This window comes from Prevotella sp. E9-3 (assembly GCF_022024015.1).
Taxonomy (GTDB): Bacteria; Bacteroidota; Bacteroidia; order Bacteroidales; family Bacteroidaceae; genus Prevotella.
Genome location: NZ_CP091786.1, coordinates 1,197,830 through 1,217,398 on the forward strand (window position 1 = coordinate 1,197,830; position 19,569 = coordinate 1,217,398).

Sequence of the window (19,569 nt, forward strand, 5' to 3'; positions counted from 1 at the left end):
TAAGTAGTATGTTAAGAAGAGGATGTGCTTTATTGATTGTATTGTTCGTCGCGCTATTGATGGCGATGGTAGTAACCTGTCCGAAGGCTTCTGATCATAAGGAAGTTCTGAAAACAGTGCTGAAAGATGCTACCGATGAGAAAATTGGAAAAGCGTTGGGCGAAGACCTTTTCAGTTCGGTGATGAAGGTGGCTGGACAGATGACAGTTGGCACTACTACTGATATGGTAGTGGATCGTTTATTAAGAGTGGATGACTACTATCTGTTTTCTGTGGGCCGAGTGTTTATAGCTGGGAGGGAGTACACTGTATCGGTGGGCGTACTGAACCATGTGTTCGCTCCCGACAAGGAAGATGTACTTAAACTTGTAGAAAGATACGGTATTTAGGAAATACCCATATAGATATAAAACAACGGAATCAAGTTGAATGAACTTGATTCCGTTGTTTTTATACGAGTTTGATTCCTTCGTCTGAAATAGTGATGAGTCTTCGACGGTACAAATCGCCAATGGCTTTTTTATAGGCCTTTTTCGATACTTTAAAACGATCGGCAATCAGTTCAGCCGGACTCTTGTCGCCCAAATCGCAGTGACCATCATTCTCGTAAAGGTAGCGAAGAAGCACCTCGGCAAAGTCGAGCGTATGCTGATGTCCTGTAGGTTGTAGGGTGAGGTCAACCTTACCGTCTTGGCGAACATGATCTACATAGGCGGTAAGCCGGTTGCCTGTGAATAGTGGCTGGAATATCTGGTTGTCATAAAGCTGACCCTGGAACTTGTTGTTGATAATGACTTTAAAGCCCAAATCAGTTTTCTGCCATACAAGACAATCAACGCTGTCGCCATGCTTCAGTGTATGAACTTCTGATTCGTTCTGTTCTCCTTCTGTTGACTCTGAAGTAAAAAGATACTTCTCGACCTTGGCGGTTGCCATCAAACGATGAGTCTCTTCGTCTTCTTTTACATAGACAATGTAGTGTTTGCCTGTCTGCATTCGTTGCTTCTGTTCGCGGAACGGGCAGAAAAGGTCTTTCATGGGGCCCCATTTCAGAAAAGCACCATACTGGTTGGTCCATGCTACTTCCAAATAGGCAAAGTCGCCTACTTTGGCTAACGGTGCTTCTGTGGTTGCTACGATGCGCTCGTCCTGATCCAGATAGATGAATACGGTCAGTTCATCACCGATGTGCATCTGTGGGGTAGTGTAACGCTTCGGCAGTAGTACTTCGCCTTCATCGCCGCCGTCAAGATAGAGTCCGAAGTCAACGCGCTTAACAATTTTCAGTGTATTATAATCTCCTAATTTTAACATGTCTTCCTCCCTTCTTCTTCTGAAACTACATTTGCTACGTCTTCTATAGAAGTCCCATCAAGGACCGTATGAGGGGGCACTTGCAGTAGTCCGTCTTTCATGTGGATAGTGCGGTCGGTTAGTGTAGCAAGTTCTTCATCATGGGTCACAATAATGAACGTCTGTCCAAACTTGTCTCTAAGGTCAAAAAACAACTGGTGCAGTTCCTGCTTGTTTTTTGTGTCAAGAGAGCCACTGGGTTCATCGGCAAGAATTACGGCAGGATTGTTAACTAATGCACGAGCAACTGCTACACGCTGTTTCTCACCGCCTGAAAGTTCAGCAGGTTTGTGGTGGGCGCGGTCAGATAGTCCCATGAACTGCAACAACTCCTCGGCCCGTTCTTTTGCTTCCTTTTTGGAACGACCAGCTATATAAGCAGGAATCATAATATTCTCAAGAGCTGTAAACTCAGGTAACAACTGATGAAACTGGAACACAAAGCCCAAATGACGGTTGCGGAAATCGCTGAGCTGTTTTTGTGAAAGGGTCGTTACATCAATGGAGTCAATATATACTGAGCCGCTGTCAGGTCGGTCAAGGGTACCAATGATTTGTAAAAGTGTTGTCTTACCAGCACCACTGGGGCCAACGATGCTCACCACTTCTCCTTTTTGGATAGTGAGATCGATGCCTTTCAATACCTGCAGTGAACCAAAGCTTTTGGTGATATTTTTTATTTCTATCATGATGACTTCTCAAAAAATATAGGTCTATTTTACATTGCTTTTTTGTGAATCCAATGAGAAATAGTATCGTAGATACTGTTTTCTTCATGGTGTTGAGCCTCAGTGAAACTCATCCTGTCTTCCTTCTGATCGCCATATTGGTCAGGGAACACTATCATGAGGTTTGTACCAGAGAAATATTCTGTCAGCTCGTCAGGAAGACGATCAATAGCATTCTTGTAACTGATTGTGCCTTTACGGGCTGTCACCACTACAAACAGATGGTCCTTTTCTATTCCAGCAGCCAATTTAGGCAGCTCGTTCCAATGTCCCATCAATTTGTATTCGCCTCTAACACTTGGATGTCCGTTGTTGATAAATTGTCTGATGGGGTCGAGTGATTCTTGTCTGCCATGGAAAAGAATGCGGCAATCCAGTTGCTCGGCAAAACGGCAGAGGCGCTCTAGCCAGCGATGGAAGCCAGGCTCAAACTCTGCCCTCGATGGTACTGCAACTTGAATGAGCCGTAGCGTAGAAAGGGGCTGCTCAAAACGAACTAAGAATATCTGTCGGTTTAAACCATTGTACAAACTTTGGATGAACTCACCCCAGAATTTCTGTGACACATCCTTATGTACGTGCATACCCATTACAACTTCTGAACATCCGTATTCACGGAAAGCGTGCTTGATGCCGTTGGCAATGTTGGATGCCAAACGCACCTGAGTCTGCATTTGTATTTCAGAAGCACTGGCCTGTTGCTGAAGACTCTCCAAAAGTCGGAGACCTTCTTCGCGTGCCTTCAGACTGTCTTGGTCGTCATATACAACATTGAGCGCCACTAACTCGCGGTTCAACTTCTGGTTGCGAATTAGTGTGGCCAAATAGACCAACTGAGGAGCAATCTCAGGGTATTTTACACAGAGAAGTATTTTCTCGTCGTCTTTCTCCTGAGTGTGGTTTGACTGCAAATTAACCCGTTCACGGAACACAATTTGAAGAGCTGCTTTCTGTGTCATCATTGTTGATATCAGGCATGTCACTAATATCATAATGATAACGCCGTTCAACATCTGATTATCGACCAACATTAATCCAGGTTCTACTTCCAGACGCATACCTACCATTACCATTGCAATGGCACCGGCAGCATGGGCCGAAGTAAGTCCGAACATCATGTGGCCTTCAGCTTTAGGTAAACGAAACAATAGGCTCGACAGATAGGCTGCTACAGCTTTTCCAAATGTTCCGAAAAAAACAATGAGTAAAACAATCCACCACATCTCTGGACCGTCCATCAGCGTTTTGAGGTTGATGAGCATTCCTACACCAATCAGAAAATAAGGAATAAAGATTGCGTTGCCAATGAACTCGATGCGGTTCATAAGCGGAGAAACATGGGGGATGTATCTGTTCAAAATCAATCCGGAGAAGAAAGCACCGAAAATGCCTTCCAAACCGATGGCTGCTGAAAGGGCTGCGCTAAGGAACATGACCGACATGACAAAGATATACTGCATGACAGCATCACTGTATCGGCGCAGGAAATAGCGTGCCAATCGTGGTATTATTAATAGACTTCCAACTATGAAAATAGCCAGTTTCGTTGCAAAAAATACCCAAAATAGAATACCGCTGTTCTCACTGAACGTTGCCGCCAGCCCCGCCAGCATCACCAACGACATGAATAGTGAGATCATGGATGACCCTACACTTAGCATTACACTTGAATTGCGATGCAAACCGTAACGACCCACCAATGGATAGGCTATCAGTGTATTTGAGGCCATGATGCAACCTAAGAGAAATGAAGCCTTACTACTATACCCCAATAAGGTGATAGACATGATATAAGTGAGGGTAAGAGGTACCAAGCAAGTGAGCAGACCGAAAATGATAAACTGTCGGGAATTTTTCTTTACACTCTCCATATCCATCTCCAGTCCGGCCAAGAACATAATGTAATATAGACCTACGCGACCGAATAGCTCGAAAGATTCGTCACGATCCAAAATGTTTAGGCCGTGCTGACCCACCAACACGCCTGCCAATACCATACCGATGATGTGAGGAATACGCAGCTTGCTCATGATGATAGGAGCAAACAGGATAATCAAAAGCACCACGAAAAAGATAAGCGTGGGGTCGCTAATATGAAGATATGAGGATAAATCGGTCATTTCAGGTGCAAAGTTATTAAAAAGTTCATAAATATTGGCTTGTTTTGTTAGTAATTTTTGTTTTTCCTTATGTTATGTCATTTTTTCTTTGTAATTTTGCACCCTAAAGTTAGTAAAACCCCTAAAAAAGTAACAAAATGAAAGTAGCAATCGTAGGTGCGAGCGGAGCCGTAGGACAAGAATTCCTGCGCATTCTCGCTGAGAGAAATTTCCCCATGGATGAACTTCTGTTGTTTGGATCAGAGCGTAGTGCTGGTCGAAAATACAACTTCAAGGGTAAGGACATCGAGGTGAAACTGCTGAAGCATGGCGATGATTTCAAGGATGTCGATATAGTGTTCACAAGTGCTGGAGCAGGAACTTCAAAAGAGTTCGCTGAGGATATCACAAAATTCGGCGCTGTGATGATTGACAACTCGAGTGCTTTCCGTATGGACGATGATGTGCCCTTGGTGGTGCCTGAATGCAATGCTGAGGATGCTTTGAAACGTCCCCGTGGCATTATTGCCAACCCTAACTGTACCACCATTATGATGGTAGTCGTACTGCAGCCTTTGGAGAATATTTCACATATCAAGCGTATCCATGTTTCAAGCTATCAAAGTGCCAGCGGAGCTGGTGCTGCTGCTATGGCTGAACTGGAGCAGCAGTATAAGGAAATTGTTGAGACTGGCGAGGTGAAGACTGTAAAGAAGTTCCCCCACCAGCTGGCTTATAACGTGATTCCTCAAATCGATGTGTTCCAGCCTAATGGCTATACAAAGGAAGAAATGAAGATGTACAATGAAACGCGTAAGATTATGCATACCGATGCACGCTGTTCGGCAATGTGTGTACGTGTAAGTTCATTGCGCAGCCATTCAGAGAGTGTATGGATTGAAACTGAAAAGCCGATCTCTGTTGAGGAGGCTCAGAAGGCCATAGCAGCTGCACCTGGCTGTACGCTCGTGGATGACCCTGCCACTCTTACATATCCTATGCCAAAGGACACAGCGGGTAAGGATGATGTGTTCGTTGGTCGTGTACGTAAGGATTTGGCCGATGATAACGGACTGACTTTCTGGCTTTCGGGTGATCAGATTCGTAAGGGCGCTGCCTTGAATGCTGTTCAGATTGCAGAATATCTGATTAAGGTCGGAAATGTAGGATAAAGCAACAAGGAAAGAAAAATATTTTTAAAAAGGCTGACTAGTTCAGCCTTTTTTTGTATCTTTGCACCACTTATCTATTTTATTACTACAAAATGACAAAAAAACTGTTTTTAATGGCCGTGCTGTTTTCGCTTCTTGGCCCCTTAGCCACTTATGCGCAGAACTATACAAAGTATCTGTTCGTGTATTTTCCGTCTAACGACAATGAGAATATCTACTACGCCTTGAGTGATATTAGTGATCCTTTCAAGTTTGTTCCCATGAACAATGGAAAAATGGTTGTTAGTGCCGATACCATTGCTCTGAAGAAAGGTGTTCGCGATCCTCATGTGCTTCGTGGCAAGGATGGGTGGTTCTATATGGTAAACACCGATATGCGTTGCGCTGAAGGATGGGCTAGTAATCGTGGTATGGTGCTAATGCGCTCGAAAGACTTGGTGAACTGGCAGCATTCAACTGTTCATTTCCCTGAGAAGTATAAAGGAACAAATTTTGCTAATGTAACCCGTGTGTGGGCTCCGGAAACGATCTGGGATCCAAAAGCAAAGAAATATCTTGTGTATTTCTCTCTGCTGACCAATGATGGTACAATTCCTTATGATAAAGTGTACTATTGCTATGCCAATAAGGACTTTACTGATTTGGAAGGTGAACCTACTTATTTTTATGATCGCGGTTCGGCTACCATCGATATGGACATCGTGTTCAATGAGAAAGATAAGTTGTACCATGCTTTCTATAAGAACGAAGGCGAAGGTGGAATCTGTAAGGTTACTGCAAAATCGCTGACCCCAAAGAAGAATGCTGCTCCAGGTTCGCAGTGGAGTGCTCCTAGCGGTAAGTTGCAGCAGACACGTGTAGCCGTTGAAGGTGCTGGCGTTTGGCCGCTGATTAACGCTGACGGATCCTGCAAGAATCCTGAAAAATGGATTTTGATGTACGATTGCTACGGTTCTGGTTACTATCAGTTCTGTGAGACTACTGATTTGACTAGCTTTACACTTCGAGCACAGACCAATACCAGTGGTATGTTTACTCCTCGTCACGGTACGGTATTGCCTGTTACCGATGAAGAAGTGGCTACCATTGAGAAACTGTTGAAAGAACGTAATTGCTGTGGACAATATTGCGGCGGTAAATGTTGCAGTGACAAATAAATTACTCGAGATATACTTAGACTAAGTGTAACTTTCATTAAATGGTCTTCTTCCCATATGGATGAAGGCCATTTTTTGTTGTAGAAAATTTATTCTGTTTTGTGACAAAAAAGGAAATAAAACTTTCGTTTTTGAGCGCGACTTTTCGTACCTTTGTGCCATAAAACTAAAAACAAGAAAATGGAATATATTGTATCGGCACGTAAATACCGTCCAATGTCTTTCGATACAGTAGTGGGACAACAGGCACTTACCACCACACTGAAGAATGCTGTGAAGAGTGGAAAACTGGCTCATGCCTATCTGTTCTGCGGACCAAGGGGAGTTGGTAAAACAACTTGTGCTCGTATCTTTGCTAAGGCTATTAACTGTCAGAATCCAACTGCTGATGGTGAGGCTTGCAACGAGTGTGAAAGTTGTCAGTCTTTCAACGAGCAGCGTTCGCTGAATATTTTTGAGCTTGACGCCGCATCAAACAATTCGGTTGAGCACATAAAGACACTGATGGAGCAAACACGTATTCCACCTCAGTTGGGAAAATATAAAGTCTTCATCATTGACGAGGTTCATATGTTGTCAACAGCAGCCTTTAATGCTTTTCTTAAAACATTGGAGGAACCGCCTGCACATGTTATCTTTATTCTGGCTACTACAGAGAAGCATAAGATTCTTCCTACTATTTTAAGTCGTTGTCAGATTTATGACTTCGAACGCATGACTGTCCAGAATACGATTGCTCACTTGAAAGGCGTAGCTGAGAAAGAGGGCATAAAATACGAAGAAGAAGCATTGGCGGTGATTGCTGAAAAAGCAGATGGCGGTATGCGCGATGCTCTTTCCATTTTCGATCAGGCTGCATCGTTCTGTCAGGGAAATATCACCTATCAGAAAGTAATTGAAGACCTGAATGTACTTGATTCTGAATATTATTTCCGCTTGGTTGACCTGTCGCTTGCCAATAAAGTGAGCGACGTGATGGTGCTTCTGAACGATGTTATTAATAAAGGCTTCGATGGCGGTCTGCTTGTACAGGGACTCGCCAAACATGTGCGTAACGTGATGATGGCCAAAGATCCACAAACTTTGTCATTGTTGGAAGTTAGTGAACAGGCTCGTGAACGCTATCAGCAACAGGCACAAAAGGCTCCGCTTAGTTTCCTGTATGATGCCTTGAAAGTGATGAACCAATGTGATATTAATTACAGACAATCCTCAAACAAGCGATTGCTCGTTGAACTCACATTGATTGAGCTGGCCCAACTGACGCAGCCAGCAGAAGGGGAGGGTAGTGGGCGTAAGCCCAGAAGACTGAAATCCCTGTTTAAAAATTTGATCCAGCAATCTCAGTCCACAATGAAGTCGGCTCCGCAGGTAGCCGCGGCTGAGAAGACGGATAATGTTACTAAGAATTATCAGAATACCCATAGTTCTCAGAATACTCAGATTTCCTCTGATGGTCAGAACTCTCAAACATCTTCTCCATCCCGACCTGCCCTTAAGGCAACAGCGTTAGGAATGACCTTTGGTCGGATGCGCCAGCAGCAAAACTCGAAGATGAATGTTCTGCTTGGTACACAAGGTACGGAAGATAATAATAGTCGCGAGACTTCTTCCTTTTCGCAAGAAGAACTGGAATTGCAGTGGATGTCTATGTGTAACCGAATGCCTCTCCGACTTAGTGGAATTGCTGCCCGTATGAAGAATATGAATCCACAGATTCTGGAATTTCCAGGCGTTGAATTGGTGGTACCAAACGAAATTATTAAGACTGAGGTTGAAACTATTCGAGGGAGCATTCTTTCTACCCTGAAAATGTATCTGCACAATTCGGATATCACATTGACGATTAGGGTTGCTGAGCAACTAGAGCAGACTAAGGTGTTGACACGTCGCGAACAGTTTGAAGAGATGGTGCAGAAGAATCCTTCTGTTGAGAAACTGCGATTGTTGTTTGAGTTGGAATTGGCTTAGCTGTTCCTCATTTTATGAAAAAGCCTAATTATATATAATAAGGTATGAAAAAGATCATCGCAAAAGTGAAGCAAGTGCTTCTTGATGTTTGGCATACATGGTATGTGAAGTATGTTATTGTTTGTGTCGTTGGTGTCTTAATCGTTGTTTTCTTTGACGAGAATAGTGTGTTGGCCCATATAAGCAATAAACAGCGTATCAGCGAACTGAAAAGTGAAATAGAATATTACGAAGGAATCCATCAGGCCAACAAAGATAGAATCCGTGAATTGGAGAAAAATCCGAAAGCAATAGAGAAAATAGCTCGTGAGCGTTATTTTATGAAAACAGATGATGAAGATATCTTTGTACTGAGTGATGATGAACAGAATGTAAACCCGAATCCGACTATCAATGAAACAGCTCAATAAAGTTCAAGCCATGATTTATATGATTGGCGGACTCCTAATGGTTGCCGGTGCAGGCATCAGTCTTATGGGATGGACAGGTGCTCCTTATCTGTATGCTATTGGCGTGTTGGGATTTGCTCCTATGCAGATGCTTCAGCGCTATGAAGGTCAGAATGTAACGATACGTCGTCTACGCAGAATACTTGTTACGAGCGATGTACTTTTTCTGTTGACTGCTGTTCTGATGTTTGCTTCACAAAGTAATGCATTTGGAATACCACAGGTGGAATATGTATTATATGTGCATAATAAATGGATTGGAACCTTACTTCTAGCTGCTATTATTCAATTGTATGCCATAAATCGCTTGGATAGTGAGGTCGAAAAAGAGGCAAAAAAACGCTAAAAGTATGTGCATTCTTTTAAAATGCGCAAATTTATTTTCATACTTCAATATATCGTCGTACTTTTGCAAAAGATCAGAAGAATATGTTGAAGTTTTTTATGAGAAAACTATTATATCTTTTTGTTGTCTTGACAGGATTTTCATCGTGTTGCTCCGAATGCTATTCCATTCAGGGAACTTCGTCGGTATCATCACTTGATGGAAGCAAATTGTATTTAAAAGCTGTACAAGACAAGGAAGTTAAGAATATAGATTCCTGTGAAGTTGTTCATGGAAAATTTGAGTTCAGTGGCGCATTGGACACTACGATGATGGTCAATCTCTTTATGGACGACCGTCCGTTGATGATGCCTTTGGTCTTGGAAAAAGGTGAAATTATAGTGAGAATAGATGATACTTCTCGTAAGGTGAGTGGTACTCCATTGAACGAAATTCTTTATGAGTTTATAGATCAGCATACTCAACTGAGCAACCGTATGAACGAACTGAGCCATCGTGAGAGTCAGATGTTGCTTGATGGTATTGATGAGCATGATATATCCAATGTGTTGTCGGTTGAAGCAGATCGAATTGCAGAGGAAGAAGACAGTCTCGTAACGAACTTCATTGTAGACAACTTCGATAATGTTCTTGGCCCTGGTGTGTTTATGATGCTTACTGCTGGATATCAGTATCCAATTCTAACTCCACAGATAGAGCATTTAATGAGTATCGCTACTGAAAAGTTCAAAAATGATTCATATGTAAAAGAATACTATAAGGTAGCCAATGAGATACAGGCAAAGTTGCAAGGAATTGAACAGCCGGCTGCTCCATCGGGTGAACCCTCTGATTCGTTGATACAAAGCATTCTGAACGGACAGTAAATGAAAACAATCATCAAAGGTGGTACAATCGTCAACGAGGGTAAACAGTTCGTAGGCGATATTGTCATTGAGAATGAGATAATTGAAAGTATTGGCAGCCTCACCTCTGGATTTACTGGAGATGAGGCTGTTGTTGATGCTACAGGCTGTTATATATTGCCCGGAGTTATTGACGACCATGTACACTTCCGTGAGCCCGGACTAACAGAAAAGGCGGATATGGAAAGTGAGAGTAGGGCAGCGGCAGCTGGAGGAGTTACTTGTTTCTTTGACATGCCCAACACAGTGCCGCAGACAACCAATGTTGAGGCCTTAGAGGAAAAATTCCGCTTGGCTGCTACCAAAAGTCACGTGAACTATTCTTTCTTTTTTGGAGCCACAAACTCTAACACAGATCTTTTTACTCAGCTTGATGAGCATTCCATACCTGGTATTAAACTCTTTATGGGCTCTAGTACAGGAAATATGCTGGTAGATCGTGATGAAACTCTCGATAGAATCTTCAGTGAGGCCCGCTTGCCCATTATGGCTCATTGTGAGGATACTGGCATTATCAATCGAAATATGGCGGAGTTTAAGGAACGTTATGGTGATGATCCTCCAGTTTCAGCACATCCTCTAATTCGAAGTTTGGAAGCATGCTTGGCATCTACAACGAAGGCCATTGAATTGGCTGTTCGTCATCAGGCCCGTTTACATATTGCGCATATTACTACGGCTGAAGAACTGAAACTGATAACAGCCTCCAATTTTGTAAGGGATGGAAAGTTTCCATTAGTGACAGCTGAAGCTACAGTAGGTCATCTGTTCTTTTCGATGACAGACTATGAGAAGCTTGGAGCTAAGATAAAAGTGAATCCTGCTATCAAGGATATTCTTGACCGTGAGGCCCTTCGAAGTGGACTTATGGATGGGCGTATTAGTGTAATTGGTACCGATCATGCTCCCCATTTACTCTCTCAGAAAGAAGGTGGGGCTTCACGTGCCACCAGTGGTATGCCCATGATACAATTCTCGTTGGTCACCATGTTGGAACTTGTAGATGAAGGAGTGCTCACCCTCGAGCAATTGGTAGAATTGATGGCCCACAACCCAGCACGGCTCTTTGAGGTCCGCCAGCGTGGATTTATACGTCCGGGTTATCAGGCAGATCTGGTGATTGTTCGTCCAGACAGTCCATGGACAGTCACTCCTCAGTATATAGAAAGTAAGTGTGGTTGGAGTCCGATGGAAGGTCATACCTATCAGTGGAAAGTCCAACACACCTTCTGTAACGGACACCATATATATAATGATGGAGTAGTTGATACTGACTATATCGGTCAGCCCATACAATTCCGATGATTATACATTACGACATACCAGAACTGGAACCATATATTAATTGGGTTTACTTCTTTTTTGCCTGGCAGCTGAAGGGAGAAGAAGAACAGAAACGTATGCGTGCCGAAGCTGAGGATTTTCTACATCAGCATGTGGGGCATTATCGTGCGCATGCTTTATTTCTCATTGAAGATACACATTCAATTGGCGATAATATTGTTCTTGAACGTACAGGGACATTGATACCTCTCTTGCGTCAACAACAAGGAACCCCCTGTTTGTGTCTCTCTGACTTTCTGAATCCTGAACATGACAAATTGGGCCTTTTTGCTACGAGTGTTGATGCCGGACTGGAGACAGACTTTAATCATGATCCATATTCTAAGATGTTGGCTCAGTTATTGGCTGATCGCTTGGCTGAAGCTGCTGCCGAACGAATGCATGAGGAAGTTCGGAAAAACTACTGGGGGTATGCTCATGACGAACACTTGTCAATCAGCGACTTGCATGTTGAAAAATTTCAAGGCATACGTCCAGCTGTAGGCTATCCATCGTTACCAGACGGAAGCGTGAATTTCCTGTTGGATGAAGTGTTAGATATGAAACAGATTGGAATCCGCCTAACCGAAAATGGCGCCATGCGTCCTCATGCAAGTGTATCAGGATTAATGATATCCCATCCGCAGGCACGGTATTTCAGCGTGGGAAAGATTGGAGACGACCAGTTGGCCGACTATGCACGACGGCGTAGTATTCCTTTAGAGTTAGCCCGAAAATTTCTGGCTTCAAATTTATCTTCTTAAAAACTGATTCTAAAAATGGTACTGAAATCACTTATCTTCCATTTACTCCTTATCATAGTGCCTGACTTCTATCTGTACTGGCGTTATTTCAGAGCCCGTGCTTGGTGGCAGCAATTGCTTTGGTTCTTTCCAAGTTTTTGTTTGGCAGTGGCAGCCATTTGGTTGACCTCTCTTGGTGACTTTGTGCCCGACAACATGATCTGGCTTAACCTGTACTTACTTTTCTTCGCACTTGTTGCTGGAGGGAAATTATCATTCTCTCTGGGAACATTCTGTGGAAAGCGAGGAAAACAAATAGGTTTTTTCTTAGTACTGTTAGAATGGGCTTTAGTGTTTTGGGGCGCTTTTGTTGGCGTTCGTCAATTGGAGGTTAGACATTTGGATATAGCGTTTAACGACCTTCCTGCAGCGTTCGATGGCTATCGGATAGTGCACTTTACTGACTTGCATTTAGGTAGTAGTGACAAAGATTATGTATGTGAAATTGTTGATAGTATCAATGCTCAGCATCCTGATGTGGTAGTTTTTACGGGTGATATACAGAATAAACAACCTTCTGAGATTCAACCTTATCGAGGGATACTCTCTGGTATTAAGGCTCTCGATGGCGTTTTTTCTGTTCAGGGCAATCATGATTATGCTATGTATATTGATGCCCCTTATTATCAGAAAGCTATGAACGAGGAGTTGACCGTTGGCGCCCAACAGGATATGGGATGGACAGTTTTGGCCAACTATCATCAGTTTGTTTATCGTGGTGGCGACTCAATTGTTATAGCCGGAATGGAGAACGATGGTAACGGCCGTTTCCCTCACAGAGGCAATATCAATAATGCATTGTGGGGCGTTTCGCGCAGTCAGTTTGTCGTGATGCTTGAGCACGATCCTGTGTCATGGCGAAATAAGATACTAACCCATAGTCATTGCCAGCTAACTTTGAGTGGTCATACACATGGTATGCAGTTCTCACTCTTCGGTTGGTGTCCGCTTAGTCTTTTAAAGACAGAGTGCAATGGCCTTTATCATATGGGGGAGCGAATGCTTTTTGTTTCAAAAGGTGCTGGCGCTTTGGTTCCTTTCCGCTTCGGTTGCAATCCAGAGGTCGTGGTTATTACACTTCGGAAGAAACAGAGTTCAGCAGTCAAATAAACTAAAATTTAATATAAATAACAGGCAAAACAATAAAAATACAAATATTTCCATGAAATACCTTTATCGAATCTACCAACTGTTTATAGCCCTTCCATTAGGGCTTCTGGCTACGTTGCTCACAGTTATTTCTGTTTCTATTGGCTGCACCCTTGGCAATGGTCATTACTGGGGCTACATGCCCGGCCATTTGTGGGGGCGCGCTTTATTGAAAATCCTTCTTCTTCCTGTCAAGGTCGAAGGACGTGAGAATTTGGAGACAGGTCAGTCATATGTTTTTGTGGCTAATCATCAGGGAGCTTTTGATATATTCCTTATATATGGCTATCTAAATCGAAATTTTAAATGGATGATGAAGCATCAGTTACGAAAGATGCCATTCATCGGTTTCGCCTGTGAGAAGTCGCACCAGATATTTGTTGACAAGCGTGGCCCCAAAGCGATAAAGGCTACCTATGATAAAGCACGTGAAACACTTCAGAATGGTACTAGTCTTACAGTGTTCCCTGAAGGTGCACGTTCGTTTACTGGTCATATGGGACAGTTCCGTCGGGGTGCCTTCGCATTGGCAGATGAGTTGCAGTTGCCTGTAGTCCCCCTGACTATCAATGGTTCTTTTGATGTGATGCCTCGTATGCGTGATGGACATTTTGTAAACTGGCATCCACTCTCGCTTACCATTCATCAGGCTATTTATCCTATAGGTAAAGGTGATGAGAATATTGCAGCCACCATGAATCAGGCTTATGATTCAGTGATGTCATCGCTCGTTCCAGAGTATCAGGGATATGTAGAGAACCCCGATCAGTAGTTTTTTACCAAATCAGTCAATGTCTATGCATTGTAATGTGTCTATTAGATATCATTTCTTTGTAAGTATTATGTCTTGAGGTAGCCATACCCGCATCTTTCCTGATCCACGTTGACACCAAGCGTAATATGGAATGAGTGTGATTCGCTGATCCTTTGTGGTGAGTTTCCCTTGCTCATCGTAGTTCAGTGATTGTGCATCAGTAGTTAGTGCTATTATGGAGGCTCCGGCAATTACTTTCTTGTTAAGGTTGAACTTTGGTTTCTGATTCATCAAAACCTCCGTGATATCAAAACTGTTGTCTGGGTGCTCGGCGCAATAGACCAATGGGCCACGTTCAATGGCAATCATACCACGATCAGCCTCTACCTTTTTATTTGCACGGATGGTACGGGGGTCCATGTCAAAATGAATCTGCACTTTATCCCCTTTCTTCCATTTTCGGCTGATGGTGAAATAGCCATCCTCTTCTAATGGCTTATTTACTGCCTGTCCATTGACACTTATTGTGTAGTTGGGTTGCTTTCCATCGGAATACTGATACAAATCTGAGGGAACAACCTGATTCTTTACCCATCCAGGAATTCGGATCTTCATGGAAAACTGTCCTGCTGCATTCTGATCAATATTAATTGTGATGTCGCCATCCCAGGGATAATTCGTTTGCTGACTTAAACAGACTTTCTTTCCATCCACCTTCAATTGGCTCTTGTTAGACAAGAAAAGGTTTACATACAGATTCTTATCCTTTACTGCGTAGATATAGCCGGGTAGTGATGGAATGAATCTGCAAATATTGCTTGGGCAGCAGGCACAACCGAACCAAGGCTGACGCTGATGCTGGCCATTAGATTCCAATGGGTTGGGGTAGAAGAAACCGTTTCCTTCCAGAGATACACCACTGATTAAACCATTGTAGAGTGTCCGTTCCAGCACATCGTAATATTTCGACTCGCCATGAAGAAGAAACAATCGATAGTTCACATATACATTTCCGATAGCGGCACATGTCTCGCAATATGCACTCATATTTGGTAATTCGTAGTTCTTTCCGAAAGCCTCACCGTTGGAAGTTGCCCCAATGCCGCCAGTAATATATAGTTTCTTGCCAACGATGTTTTCCCAGATTGCATCTATTGCTTTGATATAGTCTTTATCACCGGTAAGTGCTGCCACATCAGCCATACCTGCATACATATAGGCTGCACGAACAGCGTGGCCTACTGCTTCGTCTTGCTCAATAACCGGTTTGTGCGCCTGAGAATAATCGTGAACGATAGTCGTTTTTCCACGGTAGTCAAGGAAAAACTTTGCTTCGTCAAGATATTTCTTGTTTCCTGTGACAAGATATAGTTTGGCCAATGCCATCTCAGCTATCTGATGGCCAGGAACCACACAGACTTGTCCAGGATTTGGTCCAACTTCTTTGCATACTACATCAGCATAGCGAATCGCAATGTCAAGAAACTTTCTGCTTCCAGTCGCTTGAAAATGAGCGATAGCACCTTCCACCATGTGACCAAGGTTGTAAAGTTCATGACTCAAATCTTCTTCCTTAATCCAGCGTTGTTCACCTGACCATTCATGAGGCGTTTTAGGATTCTGCGTGCGAGCTGTATAAAGATAACCGTCAGGCTCTTGTGCTGAAGCAATCACATCAAGTACTGAATCAATGTAAGCAACCATCTTTTTGTCGTGATAGGTTTGCAGCATATAGCTGGCACCTTCGATGGTTTTATAGGGGTCTGTATCGTCGAAAGAATATCCACTAACTTTGAACACCTTTGTCGAATCTTTTAGATGTTGGGCAGCATTCGAGAAGTTTGTATATCGTCCAGATTCCTCACATTTCGAAAAGGCGAGGGGAATCGTCACCTTCCTACTTGTTTCAAGTCGCTGTCCCCAGAACGATTCAGACGTTACTTTAACGCTGGTAAATGGTACAGGGCTAATAGGGTAGCCATTGGGCTGATGTTCGCTGTTCACTGATTTCTTTGCAACTACGGGCTGCGCCATCATGGCAGCGAGTAACAAAATACTGATTTTCATGTAATGATGTCTTGATTTAGTAATGCAAAGGTAATAATAATCTTTTTAGTTTCATATTTAATTTGTATTTTTGCATTCGAAAAACTAAAAAGTATATGTTCAGAAGGTCTTTATTCACAATATTACTTGTTGGAGTGGAATTCATTAGCATTGATGCCCAGCAAACAATGACTCCGATTCAGGAAGTGAGTTTCACTCAAGTTCACCTTGAGGATGATTTTTGGTTGCCACGTATTGAAGTCAATCGGAAAGTTAGTATTCCCTCCGCTTTCCGAGAGTGTGAAAAGAATGGACGTTTCGATAATTTTGCTCTGGCAGCTCAGTACAACGGACGTTTAACTACTACGGTCAAAGAGCATCAAGGTGATTTCTCATTCGATGATACTGACCCATACAAAATAATTGAAGGTGCCAGTTATTCATTGGCAGTCCATTATGACCCACAGCTTGATCATTATCTCGATTCAGTAATCAGTCTTATAGCATTGGCTCAGGAAGACGATGGCTATCTTACTACTTGTGTTACTAATAAATGCTATCGCCTTTCAGGTTGGTGGGGACATTCTAAATGGGAAAAAATCAATTCGCATGAACTCTATAACAGCGGTCATCTTATTGAGAGTGCAGTGGCTCATTATCGTGTTACCGGCAAAAAGAACTTCCTGAATGTAGCTATCAAAAATGCCGATTTAGTATGCAAAACCTTTGGTCCTGGCGATGGTCAGATTCATCGCCCTGGTGGTCATCCGATTATTGAAATGGCTCTGTGCAAACTTTATAAAGTTACTGGTAATAAGAAATATCTGGAAGGAGCCAAGTATTTTGTTGAAGAGACAGGACGTTGTACAGATGGTCACAAGCCCAGCATGTACTCGCAGGATCATATGCCGATTCTTCAGCAACAGGAAATTGTGGGGCATGCTGTACGTGCCGGTTATCTGTATAGTGGCGTAGCCGATGTGGCAGCTCTAACTGGCGATAAGGCTTATTTTAATGCCTTGGAACGTATTTGGGAGAATATGTCTGTCAAAAAACTCTTTATCACGGGGGGAATTGGTAGTAGGGCTCAGGGGGAAGGTTTTGGGCCCAACTATGAATTGAACAATCATACCGCTTACTGTGAAACCTGTGCTGCTATAGCCAATGTATATTGGAATTATCGTATGTTCCTAGCTACAGGCCAATCAAAATATATAGATGTATGTGAGCGCGCATTATATAATAATGTATTGAGTGGCGTTTCATTGAGTGGAGATAAGTTCTTCTATGATAATCCGTTGGAGAGTGATGGTGAGCATGAGCGTCAGAAATGGTTCGGTTGTGCCTGTTGTCCAGGCAATATTACACGTTTTGTTGCTTCTATACCTGGCTATATTTATGCTCAACAGGGGAAAGATATTTATGTCAATCTCTATGTTCAGGGGAAAACGAAGATAGGTAATGTTGAATTGGAGCAAATCACCAATTATCCATGGGATGGTAAGATTATACTGAAGGTAAACAAGGGGAGTGGCAAGTTTGCCATCAAACTTCGTTTGCTGTCATGGCTCAAGTCGTCGCCAACCAGCAACAGTCTTTATACTTATAAAGACAAAGCGAAGGCATATAGCGTGAGTGTGAACGGTCAGGCACTTTATCCTGAAAATCATGACTATGTTACAATTAATCGCCGTTGGAAAAAAGGTGATGTGATTGAACTGAATCTTCCTATGGAGGTGCGCCGTATTATGGCTAATGACAACGTAGAGGATGATAGAGAAAGAATGGCTTTGGAACGTGGTCCTATTGTGTATTGTCTTGAAGGCAACGACCAGGCAGATGGAAAGGTGTTCAATAAGTATATCCTTGATTCTGCTGCCATCACTTCTCGTTTTGAGAATAATTTGCTGAATGGTGTAGTGGTACTTGAAGGTACTGCCAAAGAATTGCAACAGGATGGAGAAATAAAAGATGTAATGTTCCGTGCCATTCCTTATAGTACCTGGAACAATCGTGGACCACAACAGATGGAGGTGTGGATTGCCAATACTCCTATATCGGCTGTCGCAACACCACTTCCCAGTATCGCATCAATAGCCCAGACTTTTGCCAATCGTGGCCCGATTCAGAATGATGCTCCTGAATCGGCACCTGTTGATTCTTGGGCTGGTGGTACCAACAACCAATGGGAACCCAAACGTTCCAGCGATATCTCAAAGCCTTATCATTACTGGTGGTTGAAATATGGTACTCAGGAAGCCATTAGTTATTGTTGGAAACAGCCTCAAATGGTGAGCAACGTACAGGTTTATTGGCTTGATCTTGACCATTATGATGGTAGTTTCCGTGTTCCTGAGTCATGGACGCTCTATTATGAGACAGCCGATGGAAACTGGATGGAAGTAGAAGACCATGAACCATATACGGTAAGGAAAGATTGTTATAATAGCATATCTTTCCGACCTGTTAAGACGAAAGCATTAAAAATAGTTGTCAAACTGCAGAAAGGACAGTCTGGCGGGATTTTGGAATGGAAAGTGAACTAACCTTGAATCTTTGGATATTTTCGGGTCCACCCATCCCAGCGGAGGCGCATGACACCGAAGAATGCTTCTGAGAAAATGCCACCAGACATTTTGCTGGTTCCTTCACGACGGTTCACAAAGATGACGGGGACTTCCTTGATCTTAAAACCAATCTTATAGGCTGTAAACTTCATTTCTATCTGGAATGCATAGCCCTTGAAACGAATCTTGTCTAGTTCGATGGTCTCCAATACTTGGCGACGATAGCATTTGAATCCAGCTGTGGTGTCATGTACTTGGAAACCGGTTACGATACGTACATATTTCGATGCGAAATAAGACATGAGCACACGACCAATAGGCCAGTTGACAACATTGACACCACTGATGTAACGCGAACCAATGGCCACATCATACCCTTCGTCGGCACAGGCAGCATAAAGACGTGGTAAATCATTTGGATCATGACTGAAGTCAGCGTCCATTTCAAAGATGTATTCATAGTCACGTTCCAAAGCCCACTTGAATCCTGTGATATAGGCGGTTCCAAGTCCAAGTTTGCCGCTGCGTTCAACAAGGAACAGACAGTCGGCAAACTCCTTGTTCATGAGCTCCTTCACAATGGCGGCTGTACCATCGGGGGATCCGTCATCAATAATAAGAATGTGAAAACTCTTCTCCAAGCCGAATACAGCACGGATTATTTTCTCTATATTTTCTTTTTCGTTATAAGTGGGAATGATAACGATGCTGTCGCTCATGATTCTATTTCTTTGTGATGATTCTTTA

General features: G+C 43.0%; 16 protein-coding genes and 1 pseudogene. 12 read left to right on the top strand and 5 right to left on the bottom strand.

The window, feature by feature from the left end:
* The first annotated feature begins 8 nt into the window (after positions 1-8).
* Positions 9-389 carry a hypothetical protein gene (locus tag L6475_RS04140; protein ID WP_237822776.1) on the top strand — a complete coding sequence of 127 codons (381 nt, stop codon included), beginning with the start codon at positions 9-11 and terminating at the stop codon, positions 387-389.
* A gap of 61 nt (positions 390-450) precedes the next feature.
* Here L6475_RS04140 and L6475_RS04145 read toward each other — a convergent pair whose 3' ends face one another.
* From L6475_RS04145 to L6475_RS04155, 3 genes are read right to left on the bottom strand one after another with little or no spacing between them, the layout of a single operon-like run.
* Complete coding sequence (locus tag L6475_RS04145) at positions 451-1,314, bottom strand: S1 RNA-binding domain-containing protein (protein WP_237822777.1); 864 nt, start codon at positions 1,312-1,314, stop codon at positions 451-453.
* On the bottom strand, positions 1,308-2,042 hold the full coding sequence (locus tag L6475_RS04150; protein WP_237822778.1) for an ABC transporter ATP-binding protein: 735 nt from the start codon (positions 2,040-2,042) through the stop codon (positions 1,308-1,310). The genes L6475_RS04145 and L6475_RS04150 overlap by 7 nt, the downstream gene beginning before the upstream one ends.
* A gap of 29 nt (positions 2,043-2,071) precedes the next feature.
* Positions 2,072-4,201 carry a cation:proton antiporter gene (locus L6475_RS04155; protein WP_237822780.1) on the bottom strand — a complete coding sequence of 710 codons (2,130 nt, stop codon included), beginning with the start codon at positions 4,199-4,201 and terminating at the stop codon, positions 2,072-2,074.
* Positions 4,202-4,338: 137 nt separating this feature from the next.
* On the opposite strand from L6475_RS04155, the gene L6475_RS04160 reads away from it, so the two are divergent.
* From L6475_RS04160 to L6475_RS04205, 10 genes are all read left to right on the top strand, one after another.
* Positions 4,339-5,352 (top strand): aspartate-semialdehyde dehydrogenase, encoded by a 1,014-nt coding sequence (locus L6475_RS04160; RefSeq protein ID WP_237822782.1) that lies wholly within the window; start codon positions 4,339-4,341, stop codon positions 5,350-5,352.
* Positions 5,353-5,444: 92 nt separating this feature from the next.
* A complete protein-coding gene (locus L6475_RS04165; protein ID WP_237822784.1) occupies positions 5,445-6,509 on the top strand; it encodes a glycoside hydrolase family 43 protein in 1,065 nt (354 codons plus the stop codon).
* A 180-nt stretch (positions 6,510-6,689) separates the two neighbouring features.
* On the top strand, positions 6,690-8,480 hold the full coding sequence (locus tag L6475_RS04170; protein WP_237822786.1) for a DNA polymerase III subunit gamma/tau: 1,791 nt from the start codon (positions 6,690-6,692) through the stop codon (positions 8,478-8,480).
* A 44-nt stretch (positions 8,481-8,524) separates the two neighbouring features.
* Complete coding sequence (locus L6475_RS04175; RefSeq protein WP_237822788.1) at positions 8,525-8,890, top strand: septum formation initiator family protein; 366 nt, start codon at positions 8,525-8,527, stop codon at positions 8,888-8,890.
* Positions 8,874-9,275, top strand: coding sequence for a hypothetical protein (locus L6475_RS04180; protein ID WP_237822790.1), 402 nt, complete (start codon positions 8,874-8,876; stop codon positions 9,273-9,275). The genes L6475_RS04175 and L6475_RS04180 overlap by 17 nt, the downstream gene beginning before the upstream one ends.
* 98 nt (positions 9,276-9,373) lie before the next feature.
* Positions 9,374-10,141, top strand: a complete 768-nt coding sequence (locus L6475_RS04185) for a DUF4369 domain-containing protein (protein ID WP_237822792.1) — start codon at positions 9,374-9,376, stop codon at positions 10,139-10,141.
* Complete coding sequence (locus L6475_RS04190; RefSeq protein ID WP_237822794.1) at positions 10,142-11,485, top strand: dihydroorotase; 1,344 nt, start codon at positions 10,142-10,144, stop codon at positions 11,483-11,485.
* Positions 11,482-12,267 (top strand): vitamin B12 dependent-methionine synthase activation domain-containing protein, encoded by a 786-nt coding sequence (locus L6475_RS04195; RefSeq protein ID WP_237822796.1) that lies wholly within the window; start codon positions 11,482-11,484, stop codon positions 12,265-12,267. The genes L6475_RS04190 and L6475_RS04195 overlap by 4 nt, the downstream gene beginning before the upstream one ends.
* A 15-nt stretch (positions 12,268-12,282) precedes the next feature.
* A complete protein-coding gene (locus L6475_RS04200) occupies positions 12,283-13,416 on the top strand; it encodes a metallophosphoesterase (protein ID WP_237822798.1) in 1,134 nt (377 codons plus the stop codon).
* A gap of 52 nt (positions 13,417-13,468) precedes the next feature.
* On the top strand, positions 13,469-14,227 hold the full coding sequence (locus L6475_RS04205) for a 1-acyl-sn-glycerol-3-phosphate acyltransferase (RefSeq protein WP_237822800.1): 759 nt from the start codon (positions 13,469-13,471) through the stop codon (positions 14,225-14,227).
* 69 nt (positions 14,228-14,296) lie between these two features.
* Here L6475_RS04205 and L6475_RS04210 read toward each other — a convergent pair.
* Positions 14,297-16,246 (bottom strand): annotated as a pseudogene (locus L6475_RS04210) (glycoside hydrolase family 127 protein); the annotation flags it as partial.
* 125 nt (positions 16,247-16,371) lie between these two features.
* Between L6475_RS04210 and L6475_RS04215 the strand changes: the two are divergent.
* On the top strand, positions 16,372-18,801 hold the full coding sequence (locus tag L6475_RS04215) for a glycoside hydrolase family 127 protein (protein WP_370641652.1): 2,430 nt from the start codon (positions 16,372-16,374) through the stop codon (positions 18,799-18,801).
* Here the strand turns inward: L6475_RS04215 and L6475_RS04220 are convergent.
* Positions 18,798-19,541 carry a polyprenol monophosphomannose synthase gene (locus L6475_RS04220; protein WP_237822802.1) on the bottom strand — a complete coding sequence of 248 codons (744 nt, stop codon included), beginning with the start codon at positions 19,539-19,541 and terminating at the stop codon, positions 18,798-18,800. The two genes, L6475_RS04215 and L6475_RS04220, sit on opposite strands and share 4 nt — an antisense overlap.
* Positions 19,542-19,569: the final 28 nt, after the last annotated feature.